Here is a 16,128-nt window from a genome sequence, read left to right on the forward strand (position 1 = left end):
CACTATTTCCTTCCCTTTACCATCAGCCAAGGAGAGTTCACATGCCACCAGTAACCGAACAGGCGGCGGGCGCCATCCAGACCAGCCTGGGAACACCCACCATGCCTGCCATTGTCTTCTTTTTGATCATCGTCGCCATCACCCTGGCGATTACCTATTGGGCCGCCAAACGCACCAAGACCACAAAGGAGTTTTACGCCGCCGGCCGCAGCGTCAGCGCCTTTCAGAATGGCCTGGCCCTGTCGGGCGACTACATGTCCGCCGCCTCCTTCCTGGGCATCGCCGGTATGGTTGCCCTCAAGGGCTATGATGGCATGATCTACGCCGTCGGCTGGCTGGTTGGCTGGCCGGCCTTGATGTTCCTCATCGCCGAACCCCTGCGGAACTTAGGCAAGTTCACCTTTGCCGACGTGGTCGCCTTCCGCCTCAAACAGACCCCGGTGCGCATTGCCTCGGCCATCGGCGGCATCCTCACCGTGCTCTTCTACACCATCGCCCAGATGGTGGGTTCCGGCAGCCTGATCAAACTGATGTTCGGTATTCCTTATGAGTACGCGGAGATCATGGTTGGCTGCATCATGCTGGCCTATGTTCTCTTTGGCGGCATGCTGGCAACCACCTGGGTACAAATCATCAAGGCGGTCATGCTGCTCTGCGGTGTCTCCGTAATGATGCTCATGGTGCTGGCCAAGTTCAACTTCAACCCCGGAGACCTCTATGCCGCAGTGGCCAACCAATATGGCCAGGCAGCACTTGAGCCGGGCGGGCTGATCACCAGCCCCATCGATGCAGTCTCCCTCGGCCTGGCCCTGATGTTCGGCCTGCTGGGACTTCCCCACATCCTGCAGCGCTTTTTCACCGTACCCGACGCCAAGGCCGCCCGGATCTCCGTGCTCTTCGCCACCGGCTTCATCGGCTACTTCTACATTATCATCCCCATTGTCGGTTTTGGCGCCGCTGCCCTTATCGGCCGTGAAGTCATCACCAATATCGACAAGGGCGGCAACATGGCTGCCCCGCTCCTGGCCGAATTCCTCGGCGGCACCCCTTTCCTGGGCTTCATCGCCGCCGTGGCCTTCGCCACCATTCTCGCGGTTGTGGCAGGTCTCACCCTGGCAGCAGCGTCCTCCTTCTCCCATGACATCTATGTGCATGTTATCAGGAAGGGCACTGCCACCGAGCAGGAAGAGGTGCGGGCCAGCAAGATCGCCACCCTGCTGTTCGGCATATTCGCTGTTGGGCTGGGCATCCTCTTTAAGGGGCAGAACGTCGCCTTCATGGTGGGCCTTGCCTTTGCCATCGCCTGCAGCGCCAATTTTCCAGCTCTGATCCTGTCGATCTTCTGGAAAAAATTCACCACCGCCGGCGCGGTCTGGGCCATCCTGACCGGTGCTTTCCTGGCCGTGGGTCTCATCATCATCAGCCCCACGGTCTGGGTGGATGTTCTCCATAATCCTAAAGGCTCCGAGCTGTTTGCCCTGAAGAACCCGGCGATTGTCTCCATGACCGCCTCTTTCCTGGTCGGCTACATTGTTTCCCTCCTGACCAAGGAAGAAACCGCCGAGAAGCTTTTCGAAGATGAAAAGCTCCGGACCTATCTCGGCGTCGGCGCCGAATAATTCTTTAAACGCCGGTTTCCGGCTTTTTTCGCACCATCCAAAAACGCGCAGGGCTTTCAAGCTCTACGCGTTTTTGTTGTTTCAGGGGGGGGATTTTCTGTTAAGATAAGCTCGATCGCGTTCCCCACCCCGGAAGACCACCCCAGCCTTGAGCACAAACCATGGCCGAGACAGCCGAGATTCTTGTTGTTGACGATGAACCCAGCATGCGGGAGTTCCTCACCATTCTCCTGGAGAAAAACGGGTATGCAACCCATGCCGCGGCAAGCGGAGCCGAGGCTCTCGCCCTTCTGCAACAACGCCATTTCGACCTGATCGTCTCGGACATCCGCATGCCGGATCTCAGCGGCCTCGCCCTTCTGGAAAACATCAAACAGCAGGACCTCTCCATCCCCGTGGTGCTGATCACCGCTTACGCCTCGCCGGAAGATGCGGTGCTGGCCATGAAAAACGGCGCCTACGATTACATCACCAAGCCGTTCAAGGTTGATGACATTCTCTCGGTCATCACGGCAGCGCTGGGAAGTCGGCAGGAGAAGCCCCCGGCCAAGGACCATGATTCTTTTGCCGGAATCATCGGCAACAGCCCCGAGATGCTCAAGATTTACGACCTCATCCAGCGCATCGGCCCGACCCAGGCCAATATCCTCATCTATGGCGAATCCGGAACCGGCAAGGAACTGGTGGCGCAGGCCATTCACCAGCACAGCAAGGTCGCAGCAAACGCCTTTGTCCCCATCACCTGCAGCGCCATCCCGGAAAACCTCATCGAATCAGAACTGTTCGGCCATGCCAAGGGTTCGTTCACCGGGGCGATTGCCAACAAGACCGGGCTGTTCGAGCTGGCCAACCATGGCAGCGCCTTTTTGGATGAAATCGGCGAACTCTCCCCGCTTATCCAGACCAAACTCCTACGGGTCTTACAGGAACGGGAATTCAAGAAAGTCGGCGGCACCGAGACCATCAAGGTCAAGGTTCGGATCATTTCCGCCACCAACAAGAACCTGGAGGAGGAGGTCATGGCCGGTCGCTTCCGGGAGGATCTTTTTTACCGTCTGGCAGTTGTCCCCATCCGCATCCCGCCGCTCCGTGAACGCAAGGGGGATGTGCCGCTCCTGGTCGAGCATTTCCTGAAGAAATATTCGGCCCTGTTCGACAAGGAGGTGCAGCAGATCTCGTCCTATGCCCTGAAGGTTTTGATGGACTATGATTTCCCCGGCAATGTCCGCGAACTGGAAAATATCGTTGAACGCGGGGTTGCCCTTGAATCTTCCAATATCATCCTGCCGGAAAGCCTCACCCTGTCAGGACATCGAACTAGCCGCCCCCCTGACCCCGCGCTGGGGGGCCAGGATGACTCCGGGGCCGCGGAGGAAGCCGCCTTTGACCTGGGGCTTGAACAGTACATCACCGATATTGAAAAAAGGCTGATTCAAACGGCCCTGGCCCGAACCAAGAATTCCAGAATGAAAGCGGCGGATCTCCTAAAGATGAGCTTCCGGTCCTTCCGCTACAAGGCGAAAAAATATAACATCTGATTAAAAGGCCATATGATATTTTCCGCTCTTTGCCCGCATACCGGCTCGCCTGCCGCTAATGATCATCTCAAGAAGCAGATTCAGTGGCTGCTCTTTTTCCGGGTGCTTTTTCTTTCCCTGATGCTGGGAGTCAGCGTCCTTCTCCAGACAAAGACGCCGTCCATCTTTCTTCCTCCCCTACACTATCTTGCCTATTTCATTGCCGGCCTTTACCTGTTCACCATCTTCTCCGCCCTGGTGGTAAGGGTGATCCAATGCTATTCCCGCTTCGGCTATATGCAGATCACCCTTGACACCCTTCTGGTGACGCTTCTGGTGTTTTCCACCGGCGGCAGTCAGTCTGTTTTCACGGTGGTGTATTTTTTTCCCATTGTCATGGGGGCCTTCATGCTTTTTCGACGGGGAAGCCTGCTCTTTGCCTCATTGAGCACCCTGCTATTCGGCGCGCTGCTCCTTGTCGAGTATGGCGGATATGCCTCCCGGTTTGCCCAGACCTACCCCAGCCAGCTGAACAACCTTCAAATGCTTCTTCATTATTTTACTATTTACAGTCTCACCTTTTTCCTGGTTGCCATCTTGAGCTCCATGCTCTCGACCAGACTGCAAAAGGCAGAAGCAGAACTGTTCCAGACCGCAAGCGACTATGACCGACTCTCCTTTCTCTACAAACAGATCTTTGAGGACATCAATACCGGCATTATCACCGTTGACGCCGAGAACCGGATAACCTCCTTCAACCGGGCGGCAGAACTCATCACCGGCTACAGGCCCGGCGAGATCCTCGGCCAAGCACTTTCCCAAGCGTTTCCCAGCCTGGAAACCCCCCTGCTCGACGACGAACGACGGCACATGGCCGCCATCCCCCGCAAAAACGGGGAAACAATCCCGGTGGGATATTCCTGCTCCAGGCTCAATGCCCCGGACGACAAGGAAAACGGCTATGTCTATACCCTGCAGGATCTCAGTCAGATAAAAAAGATGGAGGCCCAGGTACAGCAGGCCGAAAAAATGGCAACCATCGGCGAAATGGCCGCGGGCATTGCCCATGAACTCAGAAACCCACTGGCCGCCATCTCCGGGGCCGTCCAACTGTTGGAGAAGGAAACACGGGACAAATCCATCAACAAACGGCTGTTTGACATCATCATGCGGGAATCAGACCGGCTCGATGCAACAATTCACGACTTCCTTCTCTTCTCCAAACCGGTCAATCCGGAAAAAGAATGGTTTTCCTTGCTCACCCTGGCGCGGGAGGCCCTGGAAACCCTGGGCCAAAACCCAGGCTGGAACCCTGTCCTGAGCCTTGCTCTGGAGATTCCGCCAGACCTTAACTGCTGGGGAGATCGACAGCTGGTCAGGCAAGTGCTTCTCAACCTGATTGCAAACAGCGCCAATGCCTGCCGTAATATGGAAAGTGGGAGGATACTGCTCCGAGCCGAGGAAATACCAGAAACCGCTGTTGTTCTGGAGGTCGTTGACAACGGCCACGGCATCCCGGAAAATATTCGGGAAAGAATTTTCGAGCCTTTTTTCACAACTCGGGAAACAGGGACCGGGCTTGGCCTGGCCATTGTCCGCCAGATTGTGCACAGCCATGGCGGCAAAATTTCCCTGCGCGATTATCAGCCCCAGGGCACAATTTTTTCTGTCAGCCTGCCCTTGCCGTGAAGGAAAAAGGGGAATAAAGAGCTGCCAGTCTTCATTCCCACTTTCTCTATCGCAACGCAGCAATTATGGAAAGGATGAGATAGACCCCGAGCCAGCCTGCGATAAACAGCAACGACTTTCGCCGGCCCGGAGTTTTCGTGCCCACGCAAGCCAAAGCGACAACCACGGTGCTCGGAAAGATCACCCCCGCCCAGAAAGGCTGGATGTAGCGCAACAGCTCCTGCAAACCGAGCAGAAACCATGGCCCCTGGATATGGAACAGCCCGAGGCGGGTCGGTTCCATGGGCGCTGCCAGACAGAGACTGACCACCACCGTGGCAAACAACAGTAAACTGTGTTGACCAAAGCCCACCCGGTAGCGGCGCAGATGATCCCAGCAACAGACCCCCCAGACAAGCCCCAGGCCGATGAGATGGTTGGCGTAGACCCGCTTCATGCCCTCGGCCTCAATGGAAAAAAGCAACGAGTTCAGCGGTGCTCCCAGATAGGGAATGGAAAGGGTGATATTTTCGGCAATGACCCCTGCGGCCTCGCCGGTTGCATCCGCCCGCAGAACATAGCCGGTAAAAAGGAGCAACAGCGCGGCAAGAACGGAACCGATCAGCAGAAGCCATTTGCCGAAACGCAGCTGCTGATCAGCCTTTGCCAGGATAATCGCCGCCAGATGGCAAAGGGAAAAAAGAAAAAACATCTGACTGGAATAAAAATGACAGGACCGAAAGAATTGGCCGAAGGGCGCCAGCAAATCAAGGGAGCTGGCGGAGAAAAATGGAGTGGTTGGGTCGTACTGGAGGGCTATTACCATCCCGGATAAAACCGAGAGGTAGAGCGAGACCAGGCTCATGCCCCCCCATTTCGTCTCGATGATAAAGGTGCGGATGTTCATAGCCTTAATAGGTAACAAGATACCCTTTGCCGTCCTTGTCCTCCCGCACCGTGGCCACCTGGAAACGGGGGAGATTCTTTTGGGCCGGGCCGCTCAGCCGGACCCCTTCCTTGTTAAAACGGCTGCGATGACAGGGGCAGGCCAGGATGCTTTCCTTTTCCTGGTAGTTAAGCCGACAGCCCAGATGGGTGCATTTCCGAGAGACAGCCCAAGGACCGGTTTGCCCGACAAAGAGGATAAAATCATGTTCTAGGACAAAGCCGCCCACCGGCACGACCTTATTCACCTTCACTATGCGTGGCTGTTTGGGGGCGCGGTAGCCGAGAAAGCGGAACACCGGATACAAAAGCAGGACACCGGCACCCCAGCGCAGCCAGGACCAGGAACCAGCCAGAAATATCCGCCGGGTCAGGGGCGCTTCTTTTCGCTCCGCATCAGCCATACCAGAAAACCATCCTTTTCTGGCACTGGGCCGGGAGGATACAGGCTCCCGACCGGACAGTCAGCCCGCCGCTGATCATGGCTGCAGGTACCGAGCCCGCAACCTCTCGCAGACATGATCCGGCACCAGACCACTCACATCCCCGCCATGCCTGGCCGCGTCCTTGATGATGCTGGAACTGATGAATATCCAGCGAAAACCGGTCATCAAAAAAACCGTTTCCACCTCCCGCTCGATTCTGCGGTTCATCAAGGCCAACTGAAACTCGTAATCAAAATCCGACACAGCCCGCAGGCCGCGGATGATCGCCTTGGCCCCGCGTTTGTAAGCAAAATCAACAAGCAGCCCGGAAACATCCTCGACCGTAACCCGGTTTTCTTCCCCGGAAAAACACTCCTCGATCATCTTGCGCCGTTCCTCCAGGGGAAAAAGCGGCTGCTTGGCGGGGTTGCTGGCAACGGCAATGATGATCCGGTCAAACAGGTGCAGCCCCCGGTGCACGATATCGAGATGCCCGTTGGTTATGGGGTCAAAGGTGCCGGGATATACGGCGATTGATTCGGATGTGTTTTCAGAGACAAACGGCTCGTAGTCTGTCATGGCACCCTGCCTTCAGTGTGTTGGTAGAGCCAGAAACCGGCCTCTCCGTAGCGGCGCCGGTCAAAACAGGCAAGCGGCCCCATGATTTCCGGGTATTGCGCCGTGGCCGCATCTTCGAGGACGACAATCCCCTCGGCAGCAAGAAAATCATCGGCTGCCAAAGATTCAAGGCTCTGCAGGGCAAGCCCCTTTCCATAGGGAGGATCGAGAAAAACCAGGTCAAAGCCCTCGGCTGGCTGCTTTGGCATCAAAAAAGCAAGCCCCCGGGCCAGATCCTTATGGAACACCGCAGCGCGCTCGGCAAAACCACAGAGCTCGATATTCTTCTCAAGCAACTCGGTGACGGAGCGCTGGCCATCGACGAAAACCGCCAGGAGCGCACTCCGACTTAAGGCTTCAAGACCCAGAGCGCCGGTGCCGGCAAAAAGATCCAATACCCGGGCGCCCACGACCTTGTTGCCGAGAATGCTGAAAATCGCCTCCCTGGCCCGGTCGGAGGTGGGACGAATCAGGTTGCCGAACCGCTGGCCCGGCGCAAGCAGCTTGCGCCCCCGGGCGCTGCCGCTGATGATCCGCAATTACAGATAATCCCGGATGAGTTCCTCGGCGATCTGCACCGCATTGAGCGCCGCACCCTTGAGGATATTGTCGGACACCACCCAGAGGTTGATCCCGTTGGCGATGGACTCATCCTCGCGAATCCTCCCCACCAGGGTCTCGAACTTGCCCGTGCAATCAATGGCCATGGGATATTGGCCCAGGGTCGGCTCATCAACCAACTTAACGCCTGGGGCATTCTTCAACAGAGCCTTGACCTCGGCTACCGTGATCTTTTTTTCGGTTTCGATGTTGACCGACTCGGAGTGGCCGTAAAAAACCGGCACCCGCACCGTGGTGGCGGTAACGCCGATGGTGAGGTCTTCAAACATCTTGCGGGTCTCGTTGACCATCTTCATCTCTTCCTTGGTGTAGCCGTTCTCTAGGAAGCTGTCGATCTGGGGTAGGCAGTTGAAGGCGATCTGGTGCGGGTACACGTTATGCACCATGGGCTTGCCCGCCGCATAATCGAGAATCTGCTGTTTGAGCTCCTCAATGGCCTTGGCCCCGGTGCCGGAAACCGCCTGATAGGTGGAAACCACAATACGCTTGATCCGCACCTTGTCGTGGATCGGTTTCAGGGCCACCAGCATCTGGATCGTGGAGCAGTTGGGGTTGGCGATGATGCCCCGTTTTTTATACTGGGCAATGGCATGGGCATTGACCTCGGGCACCACCAGAGGGATTTCCGGGTCCATGCGGTAGGCACTGGAGTTGTCGATCACCACCGCCCCTGCCGCTACGGCAGCCGGAGCAAAATCGAAGGAACGGGTCGCGCCGGCGGAAAAGAGAGCGATGTCAATCCCGGCAAAGGCATCCTTGCTCAAGAGCTGAACCGGAATCTCCTTTCCCTTAAAAGTGAGGGTTTTGCCCACGGACCGCTCCGAGGCAAGCAAGCGCAGTTCGTCCAGGGGAAAATCCCTTCGCGCCAAAACATCGAGCATGGCACCGCCGACAGCCCCGGTGGCGCCGGCAACAGCAACATTGAATTTCTTTTTTGCAGCAGTCATTGTCCCAATTCCTTAACAGACAGCAGCCGGGGATCACCCGGCAATTATAAAAAATATCAGCAGGTTACAAACATACTCAGATTGGTCAGTTTCCCTGCCGCGTGGTTTCCCTTTTCAAAAACACCAACCGGTTCAGACCGTTGAGATAGGCCTTGGCCGCAGCGGTGATGATATCCGGGTCCGCCCCCTGCCCCACCACAACCTTGCCCTCATCTTCAATGCGGACCAGCACCTCGCCCTGGGCATCGGTGCCGCCGGTGATGGAGCTGACCGAGAAATAGAGGAGCTTGCTCTTGGTCTGGGTCAAATCGGCAATGGCCCGAAAACAGGCATCAATGGGACCGATACCGATGCAGGCCTTCTCCTGCTCCTTGCCGTCGATGAGCAGCCGCACCGCTGCGGTGGGCAGACTCTTGTTGCCGCTCATCGCCCCCAGATGCACCAGGGAGAAGGTCTCGGTGATCCGCAGCACCTCGTCCATCAGGATGGCCTCGAGATCCTCGTCAAACATCTCCTTTTTGACGTCGGCCACCTCCTTGAACCGGGCAAAAACCCGCTCCAGTTCATCGTCCTTGAGGCTGTAGCCCATGGCCGCAATGCGATCCTTCAGGGCATGCCGGCCGGAATGCTTGCCGAGCACAATGTTGCCGGTGGAGATCCCGATATCCACCGGATTCATGATCTCGTAGGTGGTTCGTTCCTTGAGCACCCCGTCCTGGTGGATCCCGGATTCATGGGCAAAGGCATTGGCACCGACAATGGCCTTGTTGGCCTGCACCGCCATCCCGGTGATGGTGGTGACCAGCCGGCTGGTGGGATAGATGTGCTCGGTGACAATATCGGTGTGCACCTGCATCTGGTCGGCGCGGGTACGGATGACCATGACCAGCTCTTCCATGGCCGTATTGCCGGCCCTTTCCCCCAGACCATTGATGGTGGACTCCACCTGCCTGGCCCCATGGTTGATGGCGGCCAGCGAATTGGCCACGGCCAGACCGAGATCGTTGTGGCAATGGACACTGAGAACAGCCTTATGAATATTGGGGATGTTCTCGATAAGATAGGCAATTTTACGACCAAACTCATCGGGCAGGGCATAGCCGGTGGTATCCGGGAAATTCAGGGTCGTGGCCCCGGCGTCGATTACCGCGGCAAAGACCTGGCAGACAAAATCAAGGTCGCTGCGCGAGGCATCCTCGGCGGAGAACTCCACGTTGCTGGTGTATTTGGCGGCGTGTTTCACCGAGGCCACGGCCAGTTCCAGCACCTGCTCCCGGCTCATCTTCAGCTTGTGCTTCAGATGGATGTCTGAGGTGGCCAAAAAGGTGTGGATTCGAGGATTTTCTCCAGCCTTAAGCGCCTCCCAGGCCCGGTCGATATCCTTGACGCTACAGCGGGCGAGAGCCGCGATCTGCGCCCCCCGAACATGTTCGGCGATATTGCGCACACACTCGAAATCCCCGGGCGAGGCCACGGGAAACCCGGCTTCAATCACGTCCACCTTCAGCTTGACCAGCTGCTGAGCCAAGCGGAATTTTTCCTGCATATTCATGCTTGCGCCGGGCGACTGCTCGCCATCACGCAAGGTGGTATCAAAAATAATTATTTTATTAGACATCGCTACGTCACTCCTCTCAGCCAAGGCAGCGCAAGAAGAATGCCGCCTTAAACCAAGCTTAAACCGAATGTTCCTGTTCTTCCTCGACGGAAGTCTTGCCCCTCACCACCAAACGGTACCCCGCCGCCAGCGGTCCGGATAGCACGTAGGTTGCGCCCAGGACAAAGAGAGTAACCTGAGGTTCGGTGGCCAGCACCATGATGAGCAGGACCAGCCCGACCAGAACCTGGAACTTTTTGGCACCATCGGTTTGTGCATGCTTGAAGCTCAGATATTTGACGGAACTAACCATGAGATAGGAAAGACCGTAGACGGTTCCCAGCATAATGAAATTTCTCAGGGTGCCGGTGATCTCAAAAAAAGTGCAGAACATAACGGAGGCGGCGATCATTCCTCCGGCTGCGGGACAGGGCAAGCCCGTAAATTCATTTTTGGTCGAGGTGGTGTCCTGGGTATTGAAACGGGCCAGACGCAGGGCCGTGGTCGCCACATAGAGAAAAGCTGCCAGCCAGCCATAACGTCCATAAGGCCGCAGCACCCACTCATAGGCCAGCACCGCCGGAGCCACGCCAAAGGCAACCAGATCGCAGAGAGAATCGTACTCCATGCCAAACTTGCTGGTCGTGCCGGTAAGACGGGCAACCCTACCGTCCAAGCCATCAAAAACCCCGGAGATAATAATCGCCACGGCTGCGTGAAAATACTGGCCGTTGATTGCCGCAACTATGGCATAAAATCCACTAAAGAGACTTGCCGTGGTGATAACGCTGGGCAAGAGGCAGATTTTGCCCTTTGCGGAAATCACATCTTTGGCTTTATGGTGCTTACTCATGTGCGCCTCCTTCCGATATTATTTGCAAACAACGCAAAGTTCGCACTCGAATCTTGGATAGTATATTGAAAAAATGCGTTTCTGCATAGGAGTATCAAGGAAGATAGCCAAGAACCGTCTCTCCGGCCCTTACTTTCTGGCCGATTGCGACTTCCAATTGAATCTGCTGTGGAAGATAGAGATCAACCCGTGAACCGAAACGAATCAGGCCGAAGCGCTCGCCACGCATCAATCTATCCCCCTTTCCCGCCCAACATACAATCCGCCGGGCAATGAGGCCAGCCACCTGCACCACCGCAATTTTGCGGTTGCTCCTTGTTTCAATGGTAAGAGCGCAGGCCTCGTTTTCCAGGGCCCCGCGTTCGGTATTGGCCGAAAAAAACATCCCCGGAAAATACTGGACCTGGGTCACGGTACCCGGACAGGGGGCCCTGTTCACATGCACATTGAAGACATTCATGAAGATGCTCACCTTATACACATGCTCCTTCACAAATTTATCGTCAAAAACCTTTTCGATAAGGATGACCTTGCCGTCTGCCGGAGAAACCAGCACATCCTCATCATCCGGGCAGATCCGTTCCGGATCCCGGAAAAAGTACAGGACAAAGGCCGTGGTGAACAAGGCCAGCAGGGCACTGAAACCATGACCCAGAATGGCAAGAACCAGGGTGGTCAGGGCCGTAAAACCGATGAACGGATATCCTTCGAGGGCCACAGGAACTTGTGGTTTTTTCATGGGTTTCCTGTCTCACTGCAAAATTGTTTCCTAAAAGGCCCGGATCATTTCGGCCCATATAAAAATGAACTGACAGACCGTGATCACAGCCTGTCAGTTCATCTGCTAACCCTGTCTGCCAAAAAACATTATGATTTTTGCGCCCGGGTCATGGCAATGGTCCCGGAACGGACAATCTCCTGGATGCCGATGGGCCGCAGGATATCAATCACCGCCTGGAGCTTGCTTGCCTTGCCGGTAACTTCCACGACATAGCTCTTGGGGCCGACATCAATAACCTTGCCCCGGAAGATATCGATTATCCGCAAGACCTCGGCCCTGGTATGCGCCTCGGCCTTTACCCGGATCAGGGCCATCTCCCGCTCCACATTATCATGCTCACACATATCGGTTACTTTAATAACGTCAATGAGCTTGTGGAGCTGCTTGGTGATCTGCTCAATGATGGTATCCTCGCCGGAGGTCACCAGGGTCAGACAGGAAACATCCTGCTCAAGGGTCTGGGCCACGGACAGGCTTTCGATGTTGAATCCCCGGCCGCTGAAAAGGCCTGTGACCCGGGAGAGAACTCCGGGTTTATTCTGCAACAGTACGGAAATGGTATGTTTCATCGCGCTATCCTTATTAAACCAGCAGCATCTCGGTTGTGGCCTTACCAGCAGGAACCATGGGGTACACACCTTCTTCCCTGGCAATGACAAAGTCCATAAATACAGTGTTGTTAATCTTCAGGGCCTCCCTGATAACCGGCTCGACCTCGCTGGGCTTGGTCGCCCGCAGGCCAACCGCGCCATAGGCCTCGGCCACTTTGACAAAATCCGGGGCAACCTCCATAACGGTCGAGGAGTACTGCTTATTATAAAACAACTCCTGCCACTGGCGAACCATGCCCAGATAGCCATTATTCAAAATGGCTACCTTGACCGGCAATTTTTCCTGCCTGCAGGTGGCCAGTTCCTGGATGTTCATTTGGATGGAGCCATCCCCGGCAATGTCGATAACAACCTTGTCCGGGGCGGCCATCTGGGCGCCGATGGCCGCAGGAAAGCCATAGCCCATGACACCAAGACCGCCGGAGGTGGCCCATTGGCGGGGCTTGTTAAAATGATAGAACTGGGCGGTCCACATCTGGTGCTGGCCGACCTCGGTGGTAATGATCGCATCGCCGCCGGTCAGTTCATGCAGCTTCTGGATAACAAACTGGGGCTTGATGATATCGGTTTCCTCGACATAGCCCAGGGGATGCTTGTTCTTCCACTCCCGGATCTGCTCATGCCAGGGACGATTTTTTTCCACGCACTCCTCGGCCTTGAACTCCGTGCTCCGAGCAAACCAGGCATTGATGGCATCCAGCGCATGCTTGCAGTCGGCTACGATGGGGATGTCCACCCGGACGTTCTTGCTGATGGAGGAAGGATCGATATCGATATGGATGATCTCGGCGTGGGGAGCAAAGGCGTCCACCCTGCCTGTCACCCGGTCATCGAAACGGGCACCGACCGCGATCAGCAGGTCACAGTTGGCCACAGCCATGTTGGCAAAGTAGGTTCCGTGCATCCCCAGCATGCCCATGGACAACGGATCCGTCCCCGGAAAACCGCCCAGCCCCATAAGGGTCATGGTGACGGGAATATTAAGCCTTCTGGCAAGTTCAGTCAGCTCCTCATTGGAGTCGGAAAGGATAACGCCGCCACCCGCATAGATCACCGGTTTTTTGGCCTTGAGCATTGCCTGGCAGGCCTTTTCGATCTGACCTGGATGCGGCTCATAGGTGGGCTTGTAAGTCCGCATGCTGATGGGTTTCAGCTCGGGATAGGTTATCCGGTTAGCCAGAACATCCTTGGGCATGTCAATAAGCACGGGGCCAGGACGGCCGGTTTTGGCCAGATGGAAAGCCTCCCGAATAATAGGAACCAGCTCCTCGGCATCTTTCACCAGATAGTTATGCTTGGTGATCGGCCGGGTAATCCCGACAATATCAACCTCCTGGAAGGCATCGTTACCAATCAGCTTGGTCGGTACCTGCCCGGTGAAAACGACCAGGGGGATCGAGTCCAGATATGCCGAGGCAATGCCGGTAACCGCATTGGTGGCGCCGGGTCCGGAGGTCACCAAGGCAACCCCAACTTCGCCCTTAATCCGCCCGTAGGCATCGGCGGCATGGACTGCGGCCTGCTCATGCCGGGTTAGAACGTGGTGGATTTTGTCATTTTTCATCAACTCGTCATAGACATCGATGAGTGCCCCGCCGGGATAGCCGAAGATAACCTCGACGCCATGCTCTTCCAGGCACTTGAGGAATGCCTGTGCTCCTGTGAGTTTCATTGCTCTATTCCTTACCTTTAAATTCAACTCGTCTTCCGATAGAGATCGGCTTATATACTAGAAATATCGAGTGCACAGTCGCGCACTGGCCAAAACCTTACAAAACAGCGAATTTTGAAATATATTCTGAATATATTTCTTGTCAAGCACGTTTCTGGCTTAAGCCCGAAAGAGCACCACAAAAGAAAAAATAGCCCCGTTCGTTTACCAAAAGGTCTCTGGCGTTATAATTCCATACTGGTTAAGGGCAGAGCGGATGACTGCTCCGGAAAAATCCCGAGCTGCCGCCCTCGCTTCAGAAATTCCCGCACCGCACCAACCCCTTCTCCTCCCAAATCAAGAGAAAACGAATTTACATAGAGCCCGATGTGCGCCTTAATGACCTTATCGTCAAGCTCCTGGGCATGTTGCCGGATATAGGGCATACCCGCCTCGGGACTGGCAAAGGCGGAGGCAACACTTGCCCGGACACACCGGTCGATGGCCTGGATTTTCTCCTTACCCAAGGAGCGCTTTGCCACGATGCCGCCCAACGGGATGGGAAAGCCGGTCTCCTGCTCCCACCAAGCGCCAAGATCCTGGAGCAGCAACAGGCCATGCTCCTGAAAGGTGAAACGGCTCTCGTGGATGATCACTCCGGCATCGATCTCACCTGCCGCAATGGCCGGCATGATCTGGTCAAAACGCATCACCCTGGTCGTGAGAGCGGCAGGGGAATACATCCGCAGCAGCAGGGCCGCCGTGGTGTGTTTGCCTGGAATGGCGATGGTCAGCCGGGGCAGTGTTGCCATGGCAAAATTTTCCCGGGCAACCAACAACGGGCCGCAGCCGCGACCAAGAGCGCTTCCGGCCATGAGCAGGATATATTGATCCAGGACATGCCCCAAGGCATGAAACGACAATTTGGTTACATCAAGCCGGCCAGCAAGCGCCCATTCATTCAGAGTTTCGACATCGGCAAGCGCAGCTTCCCCAAAGGCCGGAGAGCTTCCGCACGCCTGCCCATGCTGCCCATGCACCAAGGCATGAAAAATGAACGTATCGTTGGGACAGGGAGAGAAGCCTAGAGAGAGCTTGTTTTTTTCGGAAAGAAGCGGCACGGATTTTGGCCTGATTCAGCTGAGGACGAGATGATCGACAAGCAGGGAAACAGCCTGTCCACATGTATGCACGGCAGCGGCAAGCTGCCAATTCGCCAGGTTGCGATCTTCCACCATGTTGCTGACGCAGCGCACCTCAAGACAGGGGACGGCAAACTCTTCACAGACCCTGGCCACTGCCCCGCCTTCCATGTTCTCGCAGAGGCCATTATGGGCAGCATGCAACACGGCACCACGCTTGGCTGTGGCAGTGGCCCCATTGACTGTAACGAACACGCCTTTCCTGCAACCGCAATCGTGCGTTGCTAAGATTTTACCGGCCTGGGCAACATACCGTGGGTCCAGGGGGAAAACGGCTCTTCCTACCAATTGACCACCCAAGGGCTCAACGCTTTCTGCGTGGCAGATGCCGAAATCACCCAGAACCTCGCTCTCAGCCAGACAGATATCGAGCAGGCCCGCGCCGGAACCGACATAGGCCCCGGCCACGCCGAAATTGAGGACCAGGGAGACATTCTCCCTCCCCCCGCACAGCCGCCGGGTAAGACGAACCGCTGTTTCAATCGGTCCAACGCCCGCGACAAAAAGCTCGCGGGGCTGACCGGTCTTTTTTTCGGCCAGGGGCAAGGCTTCCATCTCTGTGGCGGCAACAAGGAGAATCATGGATGTTTATAGCGGGAAAAATGACATACACCAGCGGCAAGGGAACAGATGACGCTCAGGCAGGACGCGTCGAAACAGCTCCCGAGAGGGACGCTATCCACGATACGGATGTTGCGCTTCCTCGACATGCATCACCTTTTTGATCTGGTTGCCCTTGTCAAGCACCACGATCCTGGGCTTGTATCCTGCGAGTTCTTCCGGGCCATACAAGGCATAGCTGACAATAATCACCAAATCGCCGACCATCCCCTTGCGGGCAGCCGCGCCGTTGAGGCCGATCATCCCGGAACCGGCCGCCCCTTCGATCACATAGGTATCAAAGCGCTCGCCGTTGTTGATGTTGTAGATATGCACCCGTTCATAAGGATACAGACCAACGGCGTCCATCAGATTTCTGTCCACCGTGAGGCTGCCCTCATAGTTGAGATCAGCCTCAATCACCGTGGCCCGGTGTATCTTTGATTTTAACATGTATTGCAACATTGTCGTTC

16 protein-coding genes are annotated in these 16,128 nt (G+C 56.0%); 3 read left to right on the forward strand and 13 right to left on the reverse strand.

Annotated elements, in window-relative coordinates; translation table 11 throughout:
• Positions 1–41: 41 nt before the first annotated feature.
• The 3 genes from ACZ46D_RS05395 (at position 42) to ACZ46D_RS05405 (ending at position 4,825) form a co-directional block, all read left to right on the forward strand.
• Positions 42–1,619, forward strand: coding sequence for a solute symporter family protein (locus tag ACZ46D_RS05395; RefSeq protein WP_464929015.1), 1,578 nt, complete (start codon positions 42–44; stop codon positions 1,617–1,619).
• A 161-nt stretch (positions 1,620–1,780) separates the two neighbouring features.
• Positions 1,781–3,157 (forward strand): sigma-54-dependent transcriptional regulator, encoded by a 1,377-nt coding sequence (locus tag ACZ46D_RS05400; RefSeq protein ID WP_464929016.1) that lies wholly within the window; start codon positions 1,781–1,783, stop codon positions 3,155–3,157.
• 12 nt (positions 3,158–3,169) lie between these two features.
• Positions 3,170–4,825 (forward strand): two-component system sensor histidine kinase NtrB, encoded by a 1,656-nt coding sequence (locus ACZ46D_RS05405; protein ID WP_464929017.1) that lies wholly within the window; start codon positions 3,170–3,172, stop codon positions 4,823–4,825.
• Between the two features lie 46 nt (positions 4,826–4,871).
• Here ACZ46D_RS05405 and ACZ46D_RS05410 read toward each other — a convergent pair whose 3' ends face one another.
• The 13 genes from ACZ46D_RS05410 to panD form a co-directional block, all read right to left on the reverse strand.
• Positions 4,872–5,729, reverse strand: coding sequence for a cytochrome b N-terminal domain-containing protein (locus ACZ46D_RS05410; RefSeq protein WP_464929018.1), 858 nt, complete (start codon positions 5,727–5,729; stop codon positions 4,872–4,874).
• Entirely contained in the window at positions 5,716–6,153 is a 438-nt protein-coding gene (locus tag ACZ46D_RS05415) for a Rieske 2Fe-2S domain-containing protein (protein ID WP_464929019.1), read from the reverse strand. The genes ACZ46D_RS05410 and ACZ46D_RS05415 overlap by 14 nt, the downstream gene beginning before the upstream one ends.
• A gap of 75 nt (positions 6,154–6,228) precedes the next feature.
• Positions 6,229–6,753 (reverse strand): pantetheine-phosphate adenylyltransferase, encoded by a 525-nt coding sequence (coaD, locus tag ACZ46D_RS05420; RefSeq protein ID WP_464929020.1) that lies wholly within the window; start codon positions 6,751–6,753, stop codon positions 6,229–6,231.
• Positions 6,750–7,331, reverse strand: a complete 582-nt coding sequence (rsmD, locus tag ACZ46D_RS05425) for a 16S rRNA (guanine(966)-N(2))-methyltransferase RsmD (protein WP_464929021.1) — start codon at positions 7,329–7,331, stop codon at positions 6,750–6,752. Before rsmD ends, coaD begins: the two co-directional genes overlap by 4 nt.
• Positions 7,332–8,360, reverse strand: coding sequence for an aspartate-semialdehyde dehydrogenase (locus tag ACZ46D_RS05430; RefSeq protein WP_464929022.1), 1,029 nt, complete (start codon positions 8,358–8,360; stop codon positions 7,332–7,334).
• A gap of 85 nt (positions 8,361–8,445) precedes the next feature.
• Positions 8,446–9,978 (reverse strand): 2-isopropylmalate synthase, encoded by a 1,533-nt coding sequence (locus tag ACZ46D_RS05435; protein WP_464929023.1) that lies wholly within the window; start codon positions 9,976–9,978, stop codon positions 8,446–8,448.
• 58 nt (positions 9,979–10,036) lie between these two features.
• Positions 10,037–10,810, reverse strand: a complete 774-nt coding sequence (pssA, locus tag ACZ46D_RS05440; RefSeq protein WP_464929024.1) for a CDP-diacylglycerol--serine O-phosphatidyltransferase — start codon at positions 10,808–10,810, stop codon at positions 10,037–10,039.
• Between the two features lie 94 nt (positions 10,811–10,904).
• Positions 10,905–11,549 carry a phosphatidylserine decarboxylase family protein gene (locus ACZ46D_RS05445; RefSeq protein WP_464929025.1) on the reverse strand — a complete coding sequence of 215 codons (645 nt, stop codon included), beginning with the start codon at positions 11,547–11,549 and terminating at the stop codon, positions 10,905–10,907.
• A gap of 128 nt (positions 11,550–11,677) precedes the next feature.
• Positions 11,678–12,160: an acetolactate synthase small subunit gene (gene ilvN, locus ACZ46D_RS05450; protein ID WP_464929026.1), complete on the reverse strand. Its 483-nt coding sequence runs from the start codon at positions 12,158–12,160 to the stop codon at positions 11,678–11,680.
• Between the two features lie 13 nt (positions 12,161–12,173).
• Positions 12,174–13,874: a biosynthetic-type acetolactate synthase large subunit gene (gene ilvB / locus ACZ46D_RS05455; protein ID WP_464929027.1), complete on the reverse strand. Its 1,701-nt coding sequence runs from the start codon at positions 13,872–13,874 to the stop codon at positions 12,174–12,176.
• A 224-nt stretch (positions 13,875–14,098) separates the two neighbouring features.
• Positions 14,099–14,974 carry a 1,4-dihydroxy-6-naphthoate synthase gene (locus tag ACZ46D_RS05460; RefSeq protein WP_464929028.1) on the reverse strand — a complete coding sequence of 292 codons (876 nt, stop codon included), beginning with the start codon at positions 14,972–14,974 and terminating at the stop codon, positions 14,099–14,101.
• Positions 14,975–14,989: 15 nt separating this feature from the next.
• The gene (gene mqnB / locus ACZ46D_RS05465) at positions 14,990–15,637 is read right to left on the reverse strand and encodes a futalosine hydrolase (protein WP_464929029.1); all 648 of its coding nucleotides are present in this window, start codon (positions 15,635–15,637) and stop codon (positions 14,990–14,992) included.
• Positions 15,638–15,730: 93 nt separating this feature from the next.
• The gene (gene panD / locus ACZ46D_RS05470; RefSeq protein ID WP_464929030.1) at positions 15,731–16,120 is read right to left on the reverse strand and encodes an aspartate 1-decarboxylase; all 390 of its coding nucleotides are present in this window, start codon (positions 16,118–16,120) and stop codon (positions 15,731–15,733) included.
• Positions 16,121–16,128: the final 8 nt, after the last annotated feature.

It is taken from the genome of Thiovibrio sp. Mzg5 (genome assembly GCF_055379285.1).